The sequence below is a fragment of the Glutamicibacter sp. MNS18 genome (assembly GCF_026107515.2).
Taxonomy (GTDB): domain Bacteria; phylum Actinomycetota; class Actinomycetes; order Actinomycetales; family Micrococcaceae; genus Glutamicibacter.
Window position 1 is genome coordinate 306,349 of record NZ_JAPCHW010000003.1, and the last position, 16,596, is coordinate 322,944.

Genomic DNA, 16,596 nt, shown 5'->3' on the forward strand with positions numbered 1-16,596 from the left:
TCTACTCCTGGGTAGCGACGGGGTGCTGCATGGTAGTGGGTAGCAGGTCGGAGATCAGGGTCTGGATGCGGGTGCGGATTTCATCGCGAATGGGGCGCACTGCTTCGATGCCCTGACCTGCTGGATCATCGAGCTTCCAATCCTCGTAGCGCTTGCCCGGGAAGATCGGGCAGGTGTCGCCGCAGCCCATGGTGATGACCACGTCGGATTCCCTGACGGCCTCGGCAGTAAGGATCTTGGGGACTTCGGTGGACATGTCGATGCCGATTTCATTCATTGCCGCCACCGCTGCGGGGTTTACCGTGTCTGCGGGAGCCGATCCTGCGGAGCGGACCTCGATCAGCCCGCCCGAGAGGTTGGACAGGAAAGCGGCGGCCATTTGGGAGCGGCCCGCGTTGTGGACGCAAACGAACAGGACGGAGGGCTTGGTGATGGTGTTCATGAGGAGAGTTCCTGTGCGGTGGTGGCGGGGAAGAACTTGCGGGACCACAGCGCGAGGTAGACCAGGGCGACGAGTACGGGTACCTCGATGAGGGGGCCGACAACGCCGGCCAGGGCCTGGCCGCTGGTCACGCCGAAAGTGGCGATGGCCACGGCAATGGCAAGTTCGAAGTTGTTGCCGGCCGCGGTAAAGGCCAGGGTGGTGGTGCGTGCGTACCCCAGGCCCAGACCACGGCCGATGAGCATTGAGACGCCGAAGACCACGGTGAAGTAGACCAGCAGCGGCAGGGCGATACGTGCAACGTCCAGCGGCTTGGCGATAATGGTGTCACCCTGCAGGGCGAAGAGGACCACGATGGTGAACAGCAACCCGTAGAGGGCCCAAGGGCCGATTGCCGGCAGGAACGTGTTCTCTTACCAGTCGTTGCCCTTGGTCTTTTCACCGTAGATTCGGGTGAGGAACCCGGCAATGAGCGGGAGGCCGAGGAAGACCAGCACGGAGAGGGTGATCGACCAGACGGAGAAATCCGCACTGGTGGTCGGCAACCCGAGCCAGCCCGGCAGCAACTGCAGATAGAACCACCCCAAGGCCCCAAAGGCGAAGACCTGGAAAATGGAGTTGATGGCCACCAACACGGCTGCGGCCTCACGGTCCCCGCAGGCCAGGTCGTTCCAGATGAAGACCATGGCGATGCAGCGGGCAAGTCCGACGATAATCAGCCCCGTGCGGTATTCGGGCACATCAGCCAGGAAGATCCACGCAAGAACGAACATGAAGGCGGGGGCCAGGACCCAGTTGATCGCCAGGGAGGTGATCATCAGTTTCTTGTCCCCAAGCACGCGCCCGGTTTCGTTGTAGCGGACCTTGGCCATGACCGGGTAGATCATCACCAGCAGGCCCAGGGCGATGGGCAGGGATACCCCTGCAACTTGAACTGATTCCAGTGCCTCGCCAAGCCCGGGAACGACTCGTCCCAGTCCGAGCCCGAGGGCCATGGCCGCCAGGATCCAGAGGACCAGATAGCGGTCCAGGGTGGATAGCCTGGCGGCGATGGGCCCCGGGGCAGCGGGTGCGGTAGTGTTTGTCACGGCGAACTCTCTCCGGAAACTAGACATCGACGGATATCGATGTTCCGAGTATGCTTGGATATATCGATCATTGTCAATCTCCCGATCGGGAATCGAGCGAAAGCGAGGACGGACACATGCCAACTCCGGTCGCCACGTCAACAAGCGGACACGGTTCCGCGGAACCCCGCATCAAAAGCGAAGTCCAGTGTTGTGTGCCCAGCCGGGGAGAAGAGGCACTGTTGGCCGTGGAAGCGGAAACCCTCGCCGCCCGCTTCAAGGCGCTGGCGGACCCGAACCGCCTGCGGATCCTGTCCATCGTTTCCACTAGCCCCGAAGCGGAAACCTGCGTCTGTGACCTGTCGGAGCCATTGGGGCTGGGACAGCCCACGGTCTCCCACCACCTGAAAATCCTGGTGGAAGCAGGTCTGCTCAACCGGGAAAAGCGCGGGGTCTGGGCCTACTATTCCCTGGTTGCCGGCGCATTGGATTCCCTGGCCGCAGCGCTGACCCCAAAGGCCTGACCCATGAATACCTATCCGCCGGCGGCCCGGCCTGCCGTCCTGTTTGTCTGCGTCAAGAATGGTGGCAAGTCCCAGATGGCCGCCGGCCTGATGAAGTTCGAGGCCGGCGAGGACATGACCGTCAGCTCGGCTGGCACCAGCCCCGGGACAGCGATCAATGTGCTTTCGGCCGAGGTCCTGCAGGATCTGGGCATCGACATTACTGCCGAGAGGCCCACGGGCTTGACCGCGGATGCCATGCGCGCCGCCGGATTTGTCGTCGTGCTTGGCACCGAACCCAAGGTCCCCTCCATCGACGGAGTGCGAACCGAAACCTGGGTCACCGACGAACCCTCCCTGCGCGGTATAGAGGGCAAGGAGCGCATGGAACTGGTCCGCGATGACATCCATGCACGCGTCAAGGACCTCAGGTACCGGCTCCTCGGTTCACGTTAACCCGGCACGCTTCCTTTACCACGCGCTTTTACAGGCTTCCCCGGCTTCATCCAGTGCGGCATGGGGTCCGGACCCGTTGGTGAACACTCATTGGTGGCCGAAGGACAATCGACTGAGCAGACAGGGCGTATTCTGCTGCCCGGGTTGTTACGTTGAAAACTTCCGGGGGCAGGAGAGTGCCACAATCGATATCGAGGGCACCAGCCCGTGGATACGGCCATAGGAGTCCTGCGCCATCGGTAGCCGTCCCATGTGCTCCGCGAGTCCGTTAGCGGGGCCGGGGAGGCGGCCCTGCCTGTCCCACTCCAACGCAGCCTAGGCAGCATGGTGGGCATAATCGATCGCAAGGCCGCAGCCAGAACCCACGCCGTCGCCAACCACCCGGTCGTACGGCGCAGGCCGGGCGCGGATTGCGGGGGACAGGACGGCCGGATTTCGACCAGCCCTGCCCGGCGGGCTGAGAAAAGACCGGCTTAAAAAGAACGTGGGACCCGCTGGTTGCGGGTCCCACGTTCCTTGGTGTGACTAATGCGTGTCGAGCCTACTTCTCGATCGAATCGCTGTGCTGGGCACCTTCGACCTCGTGATGGCCGTGTGCCTCTTCCAGTTCCTTTGGAGTCACTGGGGCGACGCGGTCTTCGAAGAAGAGCTTCGAGAACTTCGCACGACGCTTCTCCTTGCGGGAGATGTGTCCTGCAGCATCCGGCTGGGCCGGGATGTACATGCGGTCCTCGAAATTGGTCAGCAGGTAGCGCTTGTAGACGTCGATCTCCTCGTGCTTCTCCGAGAATCCACCCTCCGGCGACATCTGGATGATGCCGGCTTCACGGCCGTGCAGGACGATCTCGCGATCCTTGCGCTGCAGCGACAGGCAGATGCGGCGGGTGACAAAGAACGCGATGAACGGTCCGACGATGAACAGCGTCCGCAGCCAGTAGGTGACATCGTTGAGCGATACCAGGAAGTGCGTTGCGATGAGGTCCGAGGAGGCTGCTGCCCACATGGTGCAGTACCAGACCACACCGGCCATGCCGACACCGGTACGGAACGGGGCGTTGCGCGGACGATCCAGCACGTGGTGCTCGCGGTTGTCCTTGGTGACCCAACGTTCGATCCATGGCCAGGCGAACATGACGGCGAACAGGATACCTGCCGGCACCAGGGCCGGAAGCAGCACCGAGAGCACCAGGGTGTTATCTCCCCACGGGAACGGGATAACCCATTCCAGCGGCAGGTTGCCCAGGTAGCCGGGCATCAGGCGCAGGGCGCCGTCGACGAAGCCGATGTACCAGTCCGGCTGGGTACCAGCGGAGACCGGGGAGGGGTCGTACGGTCCGTAGTTCCAGATCGCGTTGATCTGGAAGAAGCCGGAGATGAAGGCCACGATACCGAAGATGATGAAGAAGAATCCACCGGCCTTGGCAGCGTAGACCGGGCCAACCGGGAAACCGACCACGTTGGTGTTCGTGCGTCCCGGACCTGGGTACTGGGTGTGCTTGTGGGTCACAACCATGAACAGGTGGATCACGATCATCAGGATGATCATGGCCGGGACAATCATGATGTGCAACGAGTAGAGTCTCGGGATCACGTGGATGCCCGGGAATTCGCCACCGAAGAAGAACATCGAGATGTAGGTACCGACGATCGGGATCGCCTTGATCACGCCATCGATGATGCGCAGGCCGTTGCCGGAAAGCAGGTCATCGGGCAGGGAGTAACCGGTGAAGCCGGCAGCCAGGGCCAGGATCAGCAACACGCCGCCGACAACCCAGTTCAGTTCACGCGGGCGACGGAACGCACCGGTGAAGAACACGCGCAGCATGTGCACGGAAACCGAGGCGACGAACAGCAGGGCCGACCAGTGGTGGACCTGGCGCATGAACAGGCCGCCACGCACATCAAAGGAGATGTCCATGGTGGACTGCATGGCCACCGACATGCCAATACCCTTCAACGGCACGTAGGAGCCGTTGTAGGTGACGTGGGTCATCGATGGATCGAAGAAGAAGGTCAGGAAGGTTCCCGACAGCAGCAGCAGCACAAAGGTGTACAGTGCCACTTCACCGAACATGAACGACCAGTGGTCGGGGAAGATCTTGCGACCGAATTCCTTGACCATGGCCGAACCGCCAACGCGGGAATCCACAAAGTTGGCAATGCGTCCGGTGCTGGTCTTCGGGGTGTATTCAGTGGTGCTCGACATGATTAACCACGCTCCCAGTAACTTGGGCCAACCGGCTCGTGGAAGTCGCTGCGGGCTACCAGGTAGCCTTCGTCGTCAACCATGATTGGCAACTGCGGAAGGGCGTGACCGGCAGGACCGAAGACGACCTTGCACTCCTGGGCCAGGTCGAAGGTCGACTGGTGGCACGGGCAGAGCAGGTGGTGGGTGTGCTGCTCGTACAGGGCGATCGGGCAACCGACGTGGGTGCAGATCTTGGAGTAGGCGACGATGCCGTCCACATGCCAGTCTTCGCGTCCCTCGGAGATCTGCATATCGGCCGGGTTCATGCGCATGACCAGGACAACAGCCTTGGCCTTCTCGTTAAGCATGTTCTCGGCTTCGTTCAGGCCCTCGGGGATCACGTGGACCGCCGAACCGATCTGGATGTCGGCGGCCTTGATCGGGGTGCCGGATGGGTCGCGGGTCAGGCGGACGCCGGTATCCCACATGGTGTGACGCAACTGCTCAACCATTTCGTGTGCGGTCTTGCCGCTGCGTTCCAGGTCGCGGAACATGAAGATCGCTGGGATCGGAGCTACAGCGATGGCTGCAATCAGCGTGTTGCGGATCAGCGGACGACGCTTGATCCCCGACTCCTCGACGATGGTGTCGATGATTTCCACTGCGTCCTGACGGTCCTCTTCCGTCCGGATTTCGTGGCGTTCCTCAACGAGCTCATGGTCCGGCATCAGGGTCTTGGCCCAGTGAACGATGCCAACACCGATACCCAACATGGCGAAGGTGGTTCCCAGACCGAGAACCGCATTCTGTACCCGCAGTTCGGCGAAGGTCATGTCGCCCAGGTGCCCCAGGACGAAGTACGCAACGAAGAACAGCGCGGTGCCGATGATGGAGATAATGAATAGCAGCGCTACTTGACGCTCGTGTCGCTTGGCTTGGCGCGGATCGCTGTCGGCGATACGCGGACGGTGCGGTGGTAGACCCGGATCCGGGAACCGATCCTGAGCCACATCGTCAGCCTTAGCAACGGTGCCCGAGTCCTCGGGACTGCCGTGACTATGGTTGCCCATGTTGTCTCTCATCCTTCTCTCAAGAATTAATGTACGTAGTGATGGTTACGGCATATGCCGCAGGCGTCTTAGGAAGGACGCGCGGTCAACCAAACGGCAAACCCGATGATGATGCCCAGTCCGGCAGTCCAGACGAACAGGCCTTCAGCCACAGGACCCAAGCCACCCAGTGCCGCGCCACCGGCAGTGCCGTTGGCTTCAATGGTCTTCAGGAAGGTGATCACGTCACGCTTCTCTTCAGGGGTGATGTTCGAGTCGTTGAACACTGGCATGTTCTGCGGGCCGGTAACCATTGCTTCGTAGATGTGCTTTTCGGAAACACCGTGCAGGGTCGGGGCGAACTTACCGCGGGTCAGTGCACCACCGGATGCGGCGGCGTTGTGGCACATGGCGCAGTTGACGCGGAAGACGGTACCACCATGGGCTGCATCGCCCTTGCTGGTATCAAGCCATTCCTCGTCCGGGATGGACGGTCCGGCACCCAGGCTGGCCACGTAGGCAGAGAGCTGGGAGATCTGCTCGTCGTCGAACTGGACAGGCTTGATCTGTGCCTGTGGTCCCTGCATCTGCATCGGCATACGGCCGGTGCCCACCTGGAAGTCAACCGATGCGGCGCCAACGCCGATCAGGGTCGGTCCGGCATCGGAGCCTTCAGCGTTCAGACCGTGGCAGGTCGCGCAGTTCGCAACGAATAGCTTCTGACCCTCCTCAATGTCCGCGGCCGAAGCGGTCGTGGTGGCCGCCTTTGCTTCATTGATGCTGCCGGCTGCCGCGTACAGACTGCCGGTGACCAGCAGACCGAACAAGAGCAGGGCCACAGCGGCGAGCGGGTGGCGGCGCTTCTTCGAAAGAGCCTTCACTTGCTGGTTCCTCACTTATTATCTTGGTGTGGTGTTGCCCTACTTCTGTGGAGGCAACCGAGTTGTTTTTAGGTGCCTACTTCAGGAAGTAGATGATCGCGAAGAGCGCGATCCACACGACGTCAACGAAGTGCCAGTAGTAGGACACGACGATGCCGCCAGTCGCTTCGAAGTGGCCAAAACGCTTGGCCAGCATCGCGCGGCTGATGATCAGCAGGAACGCAATCAGGCCACCGATCACGTGCAGGCCGTGGAAGCCGGTGGTGATGTAGAAGGCCGAGGCGTAGGAGTTCGAGCTCATAGCGACACCCTCGCTAACGAGGATGACGTATTCATATGCCTGCACTGCCACGAAGATCGATCCCATGATGAAGGTCAGGACGAACCACTCGATCATTCCCCATGACTTGAAGTTCAGCAGTCCACCGGTACGGCGGGCCTTGAACTCCTCGGCACGGAAAACCCCGAGCTGGCAGGTGAACGAGCTGGCAACAAGAATCAAGGTGTTGGTCAGCGCGAACGGCACGTTGAGTTTGGCAGTTTCTATCGCCCAGAGCTCTGGCGCCGCGGCGCGCAGGCTGAAGTACATGGCGAAGAGGGCGGCGAAGAACATGAGCTCGCTGGAGAGCCACACCATCGTTCCCACCGACGCCATGTTGGGGCGGTTCGGTGCACTTGGCACCGGTGTATTTGGGGCATGAGTCGCAGTTGTCACACTGACATTATGTCTCTAAAAGCCCCGAAGTTACCAATGCAAACGGCACGTGACAATGGTTTTTTGCACCACATCCACGCCACATCCCCGGAAACTCGCGGAAGTAACGAAGAAACTGTTTCTACAATTTGTAGAGCCGTGTCGCGCGAGTTGCCGTAACCCGTCGTTTAAGGAACAGGATCATGACCTATTTATTGGCGATTTTGCGCTGATTTCCACGTATTTGATGTGACTCATGCGACGCAACGAAGTGGCAGGTTCCGTACGGAAATCGCTAGGCTTACAACCGTGTCAACGACCCAGAATTTCGAAAAGTTCCCCACCTGGCCCGATCTGCTGGCCACCCTCATCAGCGGCAGGAATCTGCAGCGCGATGACGCGGCATGGGCCATGAACGAGATCATGAGCGGCAATGCCACGGACGTGCAGATCGCCGGCTTCCTGGTGGCTTTGCGCGCCAAGGGGGAGACCGTGGCGGAACTGACCGGCCTGGTCGACTCCATGGTCGGCAACGCCCGCAGGATCCACATCGAAGGACAAACCCTGGACATTGTGGGCACAGGGGGAGACCGGCAGAACACGGTGAACATCTCCACGATGTCCACACTGGTATGTTCCGGCGCCGGGGTGAAGATGGTGAAACACGGAAACCGGGCCTCCTCATCCACCTCGGGGTCGGCCGATGTCCTGGAGGCCCTGGGCGTCCACCTGGATGTACCAGTCGAGAAGCTTGTACAGGTCTACGAGGATTCCGGCATCGCCTTCTGCTTTGCGAACCTCTTCCACCCCTCCATGCGCCACGTCGCCGTCGCCCGCCGCGAACTGCGCATCCCCACGGCCTTCAACTTCCTGGGCCCACTGACCAACCCGGCCCTTCCCTCCGCCTCGGCCATCGGTTGTTCGGATCTGCGCATGGCCCCGATCATGGCCGGTGTACTGGCCAACCGCGGGGCCCGGGGCCTGGTTTTCCGCGGAGATGACGGCCTGGATGAAATGACCACCACCACCGCGAACAAGGTCTGGGAAGTACGCGAGGGCAAGGTTGCCGAATTCACCTTCGACTGCACCGAAGTGGGCATCGAGCACAGCAGCCTGGAACAGCTACGCGGGGCCGACGCCGTACATAATGCCAGGGTTGTCCACGAGGTCATCAACGGAGCAACGGGACCGATCCGGGACACCGTGGTACTCAACGCCGCCGCGGGCATGGTCGCCTATGACGAACAGGCGTCTGGCAGCTTCACCGACCGGATCGCCGCAGCCATGAAGCGCGCCGAAAAGTCGATCGATTCCGGTGCCACTGCCGAAGCCCTGCAGCGGTGGGCCGAGGCCAACCAGCGCGCCCACGCAAGTACACGTTAGACGGCTGGCGCAAGCCGGTCGAAAGACAAACCAAAGGCGCCTACTGCAACCGGGTTTCCCCGTACAGTGGGCGCCTTTGTGGTCGCCGGAGGGCAGGACCTATCCGTCGAGCCCCAGCGAGAAAGCGGCTTCCAGGTCATGGCTGGAATACGCCCGGAAGGCAATGTGCGTCTGCGTCTGGCGCACCCCTGGTACTTTCGAAAGCTCATTGGGAATCACCGTGGCCAGATCCTCATGGCGGCGCACACGGGCGATCGCGATCAGATCCCAATCACCGGCTACCGAATAGACCTCGCTAATCCCTTCGATCTCCGAGATCTGCTGCGCACATTCAGGAATGCTGTCGGTGGCCGTCTGAATCATGACAAATGCGGTAACCATTAGTGCCTCTCTCGAAAATCCGGAGGCCTGTTAGAGCCTCGATGCGTTACTTTGAGTCTAATGCAATCGAGCACCGAGACCAGATTTCGAGCGAAACGGGGTGAAGGCCTGCCGATCGAGCATACAATGCCAATAACTTGTATCAGCCACTACAAGGTTATATGCTTGTTGTATGATCGTGTTAACCATAGACCAACGTCGTTCCCGCAAGAATGAGGACAAGGTTGAGAACTTGATTCACCGCGCTAATTCTACGGTAGGCCCCGTGCGTCCCTTTCAACGCACCGCCGGCGATGAAGTCCAGGGAATCATGGATCATGCAGGTCAGGCCGTACACCTGGCCGTCATGCTGGCCGCATCAGGGGACTGGAGCGTTGGCCTGGGATTCGGTCGGGTGGAAGAACCACTACCGGAGGAAACCCGCGCTGGGCGGGGAGCTGCGTTCGAGTATGCTCGGGATGCGGTTGAGCGTGCCAAGCGCGCATCGGGCAGCATTGCGGTCTCGTCCTCCGGCCCCGAAGCCGAACGCCTGGAAGCCGAACTCCAGTTGACCGCGAGTATCGTTGCCAAGCGTCGCGCCACCTCATGGGAAGCCGGCCTGCTGATGGACCAGGGGATGACCCAGACCCAGGTGGCCGAGCAGTTGGGTATTTCCCAACAGGCCGTGTCAATGCGCCTAGCGTCCAGCCTGTGGTTCGAGACCAATAGGATGATGCTGGAAGCAGCCAAAGCGCTGGACAAGCTGATCGACCCGTAGGAGCCGCCATGGATTGGATCGCCTGGAGCCTGCTGTTGCTCTCAACCGCCTTCGCCGCGACCACGCACCTACTGCGCCCGGCCAAGAAGCCCACACCGGCGAGGGTGCTTCTCACGATCTCGTCACTCGGGCTGGCTATCACGGCCGCCGTGCTGGCCAGCATCGCCTGGCACCAGGGGAGTGGCGGGAACCTGCCGCTGGTCTTGGTGGTGATTGCCTCGGTCGCCTTCGCCGTGGGCAGCGGCAGCCCCTATACCGAACTCGTCTTCCACCTCGCGGCCAACCAACAGGCCAAACGGGCTACAACCCCTTCGGCCGAATCACCACTTCGTGGCGGGTTGTGGATCGGCTTGCTCGAACGCACCGCGATCGTAAGCACCTTGTGGGCCTCATGGCCTGAGGGAATCGCCATCGTCCTGGCCATCAAGGGACTGGGCCGATTCTCTGAACTGAAAAACCACAAGGCCGCCGAACAGTTCATCCTCGGGACGTTCTCCAGCGCCTTATGCGCCTGTGCCGCCTACGGCATCGGGCTACTGCTGGTGGGCTGAGCGGCGCGCGATCAGCCCGGTGACTAGCCGGCGACCAACCAGGAAGAGGCCCAGCACTATTGCGGCCACGATAATGAATGGCACCGCGGCGGTGGCCCCGAAGCCGATGCGCAAGGCCAGGCCGACAGCGACCGTCCCGAACCAGATCAATAACCCGGTGGGCCAGATCCGATTGATGGTAAACCACGGCCGCGAGATCAAGACCATAATCAGGTACGCGACCACGAAGGGTGCCGCCGTCTGCACGATTCCCGGCGCCGAAAGGGCATGTTCATGCTCCCGACGACCCAGGATTGCAAAAATCACGATCAGAACCACATCAACCACGAGCCATACCGGCCACTGGCGCACTTTCACAGTCATGGCTCAATCTTAGGCCGATCCACTCGCGGACCGAGGACCAGCACCATGTAGGACCCGAGATGTTGCGCAGGTCATACGCCGACGGACAACCCACCTGATGCAGCCAGAAAATTGGCAACGATCGGCAGATCCTCCGGTAGTCTCATGTTGCCAAAGCTATGACCCAGCCATGGAACAGGACAACGCAGATGCCAACAGCGGACGAACTTCTCGGGGACCAGGTGGCGTTGCGCTTATTGGAGTCATTGCGTGCCGCAGCCCCAGCCGTGCGGTTCACGACCTTGGAGAATGCCTGCGGGGGACTGACCGGCCAAGCACTACGCGAACGCGTGGATGCCCTGGCCGATGCGCTTATTGCCGATGTCCCGGGGGAGTTCGACGCCCTGGCGGGACTCGTTTCCACCGCCCGTGACCAGACACCGCAGCTGGATGGCTGGATGGTTTGGCCGGTGTCTGTCGCCTTGGCCAAACGGGCCGCCAGCGAGGCTTCACCGCAGGCACTTGACGGAGCCCTGGATCTGCTCGCCTCCTTGACTTCCCGGCTGAGCTCGGAATTCGCGCTCCGGATTCTCCTGCGCGCCGACCTGCCTAGGGTCTTGTCCACGGCACACGCTTGGGCAGGTTCACCCGATCCGCATATCCGCCGCTTGGCCAGCGAGGGTACCCGTCCGTACTTGCCTTGGGCGCTGCGTGTACCGGAACTGACCACTCGTCCAGAGCACACGTTGCCCATCCTGGACGCCCTGTACAACGATGAATCGGAATACGTACGCCGCTCTGTGGCCAACCACCTGAATGATCTGAGTCGGCATGCACCGGAAGCGGTGCTTCAGGCCGCGGCCCGGTGGTCGGAAGCGCCCGGAGAATCCACAGCGTGGGTGCTCCGCCACGGACTGCGGACCCTGGTCAAACAGGGTAATGCCCAGGCACTGGCCCTTCTGGGCTATTCGGGGACCGATCTCGTGGTCGAAGATTTTGAGGTACTCTCCGTTGACGTCACTTTCCCGGGAACCTTGGGTTTTTCCGCACGGATCCGCAATGACGGGATGGAGACGGCCCGCATCGCCCTGGACTACGTGCTTTACCATCTACGCGCCAACGGAACGCAATCGCCGAAGACCTTCAAACTCACGTCCAGGACCTTGGCACCCGGCCAGGAAATACAGGTGTCCCGCGAGCACAAGTTCCGTGAGATCACCACCCGCCGCTACTACAACGGCGTCCATGCCGTGGCGCTCCAAGTTAACGGCCTCCAGACCCAGCCCGTCCCTTTCCGACTGAGTGGAGTGACCCATGAGAAATAGCTGCACGTTGCACGATGTCCGTTCTGACGTGCTGGGGGAGTAGCTGGAACCTACTCACCGCATCCAGTTTCCGGCCAACGATCCGAAGCTTCCGGACACTCCCATAAGATAGGCGTCATGACGCTGACCAAAAGTGCCCTGCTTTACCTGTCGATATCCTTGGTGTTGATCGTTGCCGGGGTCGTGGTTGTCTCTACAACGACGTTGGGGCTCCTTGGATGGGTCCTTATCGGCGGAGGGCTCGTCTTGCTGATATTCGCCGTGACCAGGCCCCGAAGGGATTCCTTCGCGGCTTACCGGTCCGATTCACGCGGTGGATGATCCAGCTGCTTCGGTTGGCTAACGGCCCAAGGCCTTTCTAACGCAAGATGCAGGAAATCGCCGCGTGGGATCTTGATCCTGGGTCATGGCGACGATCAATGCCCTCGACCTGGAATCCGGCCTGCTCGAGCAGTCGCTTCATCTCCTCGATCGGCCAATAGAATCCGGTGATCACGGCATGATCGAATGACCTTGGTGAGTCTCCCTCGAAAAACCCGAGCAGCACCCGACCGCCGGTCTTGATGGCACGTGCAAACTCGGCGATGACCAAGGGCATGTCCGAGGGATGAATGTGAATGAGGGAGTACCACGCGAGCACCCCTGCCAGGCTTCCGTCCGGGACACCAAGCGAACGTAGCGATGACAGACGATAGGTGGTCTCAGGAAAGCGTCGGTTCGCACTGGCTACAAATTCGGCAACGATATCGATCCCGGTAATGTCCAATCCCTGCTGTCGAAGTAGCTCCGTCCAATGCCCGGGACCGCAACCGGCATCGATCACGGGGCCAGCGACTTGTTCACCCCAGCCTAGGATGAGCCGGCGGTCCTGGTGGTGCATCTGCTCCTGGTTGCCCAGGAGTGAGATATATTCAGCAGCTCGACTTCCGTAGGCCATACGTACATGATGATCGCTCACTTCATCATGATAGTGCTCGCGCGTGGCCCCTCTTCGACCTCATGTGCGGCGGGTGTCAGCTGGGCCACCGTCTCTCGTTGGGAACCTGGGTACGGTCTTTCCCGCATGGTTCATGCCGATCTGGAAAACCGGCTCGGGACAGGTCGTGGAGCGACTATGACCGTCGGTAGGCACACCGCTGCGGCGGTATTGCTGTCGCGTGGCTAGTGGATGGTCACGCGCAGTGTCGCGGCTTCCTCGAGCCCGCTCGTGCGGCCGTCGTCTCCATCTGGAACACCGCACATTCAACCCTGAAAGCACCAAAGCCCAAGGAAGTCGGCCAACTATGATCGATACATGTCTGATGTGACCCAGGATGTGACGATGGTGCCGATGCTTCCGTGCACGGACATCGAAGAGATGCAGCGGTTCTGGACAGCTTTGGGGCTTCACACGACGTACCGGCAGCTTCGCCCCAATCCATACCTCGCCATGGAGCGCAATGCACTGGTACTTCATTACTATGCGCTGCCCGGGTTGGAGCCGAGCGAGAATCACTCGACGTGCTTGATTGTGGTGACGGATACGTCGCCGATCCACCAGTTGTTCACGGACGGCTTGCGCTCCCTCTACGGAAAGGTGCCGCTGAGCGGTACACCCCGACTGAGGCGTGCGCGCAAACGTGCAAATAATGCCGGGCTCAGTGGTTTCAGCCTCATCGACCCGGCGGGAAACTGGATCAGAGTGTCGCGCCGGCCTCGCCAGGAGCAGCAACCCAAGGCTGTTGACGACCGGACTGAGTGGGTCAGTTCCGGTGGGGGTGCACTTGCCCGTGCCGTGGAAAACGCCATCGTGATTGCCGACTCCCATGGAGATGTGAGGCAGGCTCAAAGGATTCTGGCCGGCGCCCTAGCTCGGCAGGTCGATTCATCGGTCGCGGATCTTGCCGCCGCCTGGGCCTATCTTGCCGAGTTGCACGTTCGCGGGAAAGACTTCGACGGTGCCCAAGCGGCTGCGGCGGAGGTCAGGAGAATAGCCGCGTTACCGGAGCTCACCCCGAAGGAAAAGGGTCCGGTGATGACAGCCTTGGATGAGGTCAATGAACTCGACCTTCCCACGGGACGCTAACTGGGGCATCCACGAAGCTCCCGGCTAAGCACGCCCCATACGATGCCTTCATGGGCATCCTAACTATGCAAGATCTACATCACATCCGGTAAGGCACCCAGGTCAGATCCCACCGCCAGGGCCTCACCAGGATGCAGGAAACGACCTTGCAGTTGCAACCTTCGAAGAATCCAGCTACTGGGAAAACCGGCATTTCCGGGCCTCGGATCACTGAGCCGAACGGCTTCTACAAAACCGCTAGGGGAGTGACATACCAATTTCTTGCACCATGACTGTTCCCTGGTCGTACTTTGATGACTGCTGACTCGGACACCCATACCACCTACAGATGCAGGAGATTAATCCTCCGCCGCTTGTGGCACCGCCTCAAGAGCGACAACCGGGGGATGGATAGCTTCCGACCCAGCGCTGCTCGGTGCGTGCGCTCTACCACATTGCGGCGAGAAGCACTGCTGCACCCAGTCATCCGAATACGCCAATTGAGCCCACGGCAAGGAACACCCATCCTGGTTCTGTGCCCAGGAGCATACCCGCCCGTGAAGCCGAGGTCTGCTTCCTGGTTCACTAGCTGGAGTGGAGCGTCCGGGTTGTCGGTTTCGGACACCGCCATGGCGCGGCCCGTGGAAACACCCTAAACGCACGATACACATCACCTGTCAGGCGATACGGCGCACCAAACCCCGGAGGCAGAAGCCTACTGGGGAAGTCCCGGAAAACCATTACTTTACATAATGTAGATTATCGGCTTTTCTTATGTGGTTGGGTAGACCACGGAATCCGACCATGATCTACTCGTTGCCCGGATCCCTGGCGGCCAGCCGATAGGCAGCGAAGTCCAGCGTCTGGGCAATGAACTCCTTGAGTCGCTCATCACTCATCGAGTAGATGACGTGACGGCCATCCTTGCGGGACTGCAAGACTTCCTTGGCCCGCAAGGGCGCAAGTAGCTGGCTGGCCACCGACGGACTAACACCAACAAACTGGGACAGTTCGGAAAGTGAATGGTCGGACTTCGACAGCGCCGATAGCATCTGCAGCCGCGCCGGATCCGCCAAAGTCTTCAATATGGTCATCGACATCTCAAGCTGCTCGTTGGAAATGATTTCATCCCGAGATGGCCGCACCGCATGATCCGTCATGACATTCACCTTCCCTCCGCGAGGTTTGCCTGTTCCATTCGACACGATGCCGAAGGCCGCTTGCCCTTTGGTGTACCCATTATGGGCATCGACGGCTGGTTTTGCGAGGGGTTGGGTGGAATCAACAGTGCTTTAGGTGTGAACTCCTTGACGCCACTCCCCTGCGATAATTCCGTATTTTGACAACAAATTCCATGCTGACATGGTATTTTTCCATTTGATCCGATTTCATTCCGGTATTTTGCGCCTTGCGGTGATCGGTAGCATCCGATCAATCGAATTTGTTGGCCCCTACTTCACTGGCAGACTTGGGGCATGAAAACCTTGGTTCCCCGTCTGCTGTTAAGCCGGAATCACCCGGTGAAACGTAGCCATCGGATCATCCACGATCTGAAATCGCGGGGAATTGACCTCGATGCAACCCAACGCAACCTGGTAGAGGCACTGGCTCGCTGCCTGGCACCGGGCACCGCATCCAGCGGATATGCCGGGTGCTATATCTACGGGCCACCGGGGCGTGGCAAGTCAATGATCGTTGATGCCATTTTTGCCACCCTCGATCAGCGCACGGCCGCGCGGTACCATTTTCATGACTTCTTCCACTCCATCCACCAGGCATCCGGACAGGCACCCTCCGGTTCGATGGGGTCGATCTTCCTGCGCGGATTGACAATCAAGCTGGAAGGTATCACGGTGCTGTGTTTCGACGAGTTCCATTGCGTTGAGCCCGGGGACGCCATGTTCATGGCGCGCCTGGTCAACTTCTGCCAGGAGCACGGCATCACCCTGCTCACCACCTCGAACTACGAACCCGAAGGCTTACTTGCCGACCCGTACTTCCACCACCTGATTGAACCGACAATCGCGAAAATCCGGTCCAGTTTCCACGTTGTCGAATTGGATCACGGCGTCGACTACCGGACACTGGACCAGGGGACTCGGCAACGCACTGGCTACCGGGCAGGTAGCCTCTACACCGCGGCTACTCCCCCAACGCCTTCCGCGCCACCGACTTCGCTGCAGATCGGATACGATACGCTGGCACCGGTATATCTGTGGTCCGGACAGCTCCGCATCGGTTTCGAGTTGTTATGCCGCACCAGGCGCAACACCCGGGATTACATTGAAATGGCCGAAAAGTTCGGGCATTGGATCATCGAGGGAATTCCGGCCGGCGACAGCATGCCCACCGACGAACAGCGCCGTTTCGCGAACCTGGTGGATGTGCTCTACGACCGGGATATCCGGTTGGATCTCTACTGCTCGGATGATCTTGGCTCCCTGGGCAAGGACCTGCCCGGCACCGAGAGGCAGCGGCTGACCTCACGGCTCGCCGAATTGATGCGACACTCCCCTATTCGAACCTGAGGACT

The 16,596-nt window shown here is 60.5% G+C and carries 17 protein-coding genes and 1 pseudogene; 8 read left to right on the forward strand and 10 right to left on the reverse strand.

Annotation, left to right across the window (positions count from 1 at the left end):
- Window position 1 precedes the first annotated feature (1 nt).
- Window positions 2–442, reverse strand: a complete 441-nt coding sequence (locus OK351_RS04995; protein WP_265156393.1) for an arsenate reductase ArsC — start codon at window positions 440–442, stop codon at window positions 2–4.
- Window positions 439–1,557, reverse strand: a pseudogene (arsB, locus tag OK351_RS05000) (ACR3 family arsenite efflux transporter). The gene OK351_RS04995 and the pseudogene arsB overlap by 4 nt, the downstream one beginning before the upstream one ends.
- A gap of 89 nt (window positions 1,558–1,646) precedes the next feature.
- On the opposite strand from arsB, the gene OK351_RS05005 reads away from it, so the two are divergent.
- Window positions 1,647–2,033, forward strand: coding sequence for an ArsR/SmtB family transcription factor (locus tag OK351_RS05005; RefSeq protein WP_265156396.1), 387 nt, complete (start codon window positions 1,647–1,649; stop codon window positions 2,031–2,033).
- Window positions 2,034–2,036: 3 nt separating this feature from the next.
- Window positions 2,037–2,468 carry an arsenate-mycothiol transferase ArsC gene (locus OK351_RS05010; protein ID WP_265156398.1) on the forward strand — a complete coding sequence of 144 codons (432 nt, stop codon included), beginning with the start codon at window positions 2,037–2,039 and terminating at the stop codon, window positions 2,466–2,468.
- 541 nt (window positions 2,469–3,009) lie between these two features.
- On the opposite strand, the gene OK351_RS05015 is transcribed toward OK351_RS05010, so the two are convergent.
- From OK351_RS05015 to OK351_RS05030, 4 genes are all read right to left on the reverse strand, one after another.
- A complete protein-coding gene (locus tag OK351_RS05015) occupies window positions 3,010–4,674 on the reverse strand; it encodes a cytochrome bc1 complex cytochrome b subunit (RefSeq protein WP_265156400.1) in 1,665 nt (554 codons plus the stop codon).
- A 2-nt stretch (window positions 4,675–4,676) separates the two neighbouring features.
- Window positions 4,677–5,726, reverse strand: a complete 1,050-nt coding sequence (locus OK351_RS05020; protein ID WP_265156402.1) for a cytochrome bc1 complex Rieske iron-sulfur subunit — start codon at window positions 5,724–5,726, stop codon at window positions 4,677–4,679.
- 68 nt (window positions 5,727–5,794) lie between these two features.
- Window positions 5,795–6,586, reverse strand: a complete 792-nt coding sequence (locus tag OK351_RS05025) for a cytochrome bc1 complex diheme cytochrome c subunit (protein WP_265156404.1) — start codon at window positions 6,584–6,586, stop codon at window positions 5,795–5,797.
- A gap of 76 nt (window positions 6,587–6,662) precedes the next feature.
- A complete protein-coding gene (locus OK351_RS05030; protein ID WP_265156406.1) occupies window positions 6,663–7,301 on the reverse strand; it encodes an aa3-type cytochrome oxidase subunit III in 639 nt (212 codons plus the stop codon).
- 288 nt (window positions 7,302–7,589) lie between these two features.
- Between OK351_RS05030 and trpD the strand changes: the two genes are divergently transcribed.
- Window positions 7,590–8,663: an anthranilate phosphoribosyltransferase gene (gene trpD, locus OK351_RS05035; RefSeq protein ID WP_265156408.1), complete on the forward strand. Its 1,074-nt coding sequence runs from the start codon at window positions 7,590–7,592 to the stop codon at window positions 8,661–8,663.
- A gap of 99 nt (window positions 8,664–8,762) precedes the next feature.
- Here the strand turns inward: trpD and OK351_RS05040 are convergent, their stop codons facing one another.
- On the reverse strand, window positions 8,763–9,044 hold the full coding sequence (locus OK351_RS05040; protein ID WP_265156410.1) for an Lrp/AsnC family transcriptional regulator: 282 nt from the start codon (window positions 9,042–9,044) through the stop codon (window positions 8,763–8,765).
- Between the two features lie 265 nt (window positions 9,045–9,309).
- Between OK351_RS05040 and OK351_RS05045 the strand changes: the two genes are divergently transcribed.
- Together OK351_RS05045 and OK351_RS05050 are read left to right on the forward strand one after the other, a co-directional pair.
- The gene (locus OK351_RS05045) at window positions 9,310–9,801 is read left to right on the forward strand and encodes a SatD family protein (protein WP_265156412.1); all 492 of its coding nucleotides are present in this window, start codon (window positions 9,310–9,312) and stop codon (window positions 9,799–9,801) included.
- An 8-nt stretch (window positions 9,802–9,809) separates the two neighbouring features.
- The gene (locus OK351_RS05050; RefSeq protein ID WP_265156414.1) at window positions 9,810–10,352 is read left to right on the forward strand and encodes a hypothetical protein; all 543 of its coding nucleotides are present in this window, start codon (window positions 9,810–9,812) and stop codon (window positions 10,350–10,352) included.
- Here OK351_RS05050 and OK351_RS05055 read toward each other — a convergent pair.
- Window positions 10,335–10,715 (reverse strand): DUF3054 domain-containing protein, encoded by a 381-nt coding sequence (locus OK351_RS05055; RefSeq protein ID WP_265156416.1) that lies wholly within the window; start codon window positions 10,713–10,715, stop codon window positions 10,335–10,337. The genes OK351_RS05050 and OK351_RS05055 overlap by 18 nt on opposite strands.
- Before the next feature lie 188 nt (window positions 10,716–10,903).
- Here OK351_RS05055 and OK351_RS05060 point away from each other — a divergent pair, with 188 nt between their 5' ends.
- On the forward strand, window positions 10,904–12,019 hold the full coding sequence (locus tag OK351_RS05060; protein WP_265156418.1) for a DNA alkylation repair protein: 1,116 nt from the start codon (window positions 10,904–10,906) through the stop codon (window positions 12,017–12,019).
- 358 nt (window positions 12,020–12,377) lie between these two features.
- On the opposite strand, the gene OK351_RS05065 is transcribed toward OK351_RS05060, so the two are convergent.
- Entirely contained in the window at window positions 12,378–12,977 is a 600-nt protein-coding gene (locus tag OK351_RS05065; RefSeq protein WP_265156420.1) for a class I SAM-dependent DNA methyltransferase, read from the reverse strand.
- A 336-nt stretch (window positions 12,978–13,313) separates the two neighbouring features.
- Here OK351_RS05065 and OK351_RS05070 point away from each other — a divergent pair, with 336 nt between their 5' ends.
- Complete coding sequence (locus OK351_RS05070; protein WP_265156422.1) at window positions 13,314–14,084, forward strand: VOC family protein; 771 nt, start codon at window positions 13,314–13,316, stop codon at window positions 14,082–14,084.
- A 788-nt stretch (window positions 14,085–14,872) separates the two neighbouring features.
- Here OK351_RS05070 and OK351_RS05075 read toward each other — a convergent pair.
- Entirely contained in the window at window positions 14,873–15,223 is a 351-nt protein-coding gene (locus OK351_RS05075; protein WP_265156424.1) for an ArsR/SmtB family transcription factor, read from the reverse strand.
- A 315-nt stretch (window positions 15,224–15,538) separates the two neighbouring features.
- Between OK351_RS05075 and zapE the strand changes: the two genes are divergently transcribed.
- Window positions 15,539–16,591 carry a cell division protein ZapE gene (zapE, locus tag OK351_RS05080; RefSeq protein ID WP_265156426.1) on the forward strand — a complete coding sequence of 351 codons (1,053 nt, stop codon included), beginning with the start codon at window positions 15,539–15,541 and terminating at the stop codon, window positions 16,589–16,591.
- The last annotated feature ends 5 nt before the right edge of the window (window positions 16,592–16,596 follow it).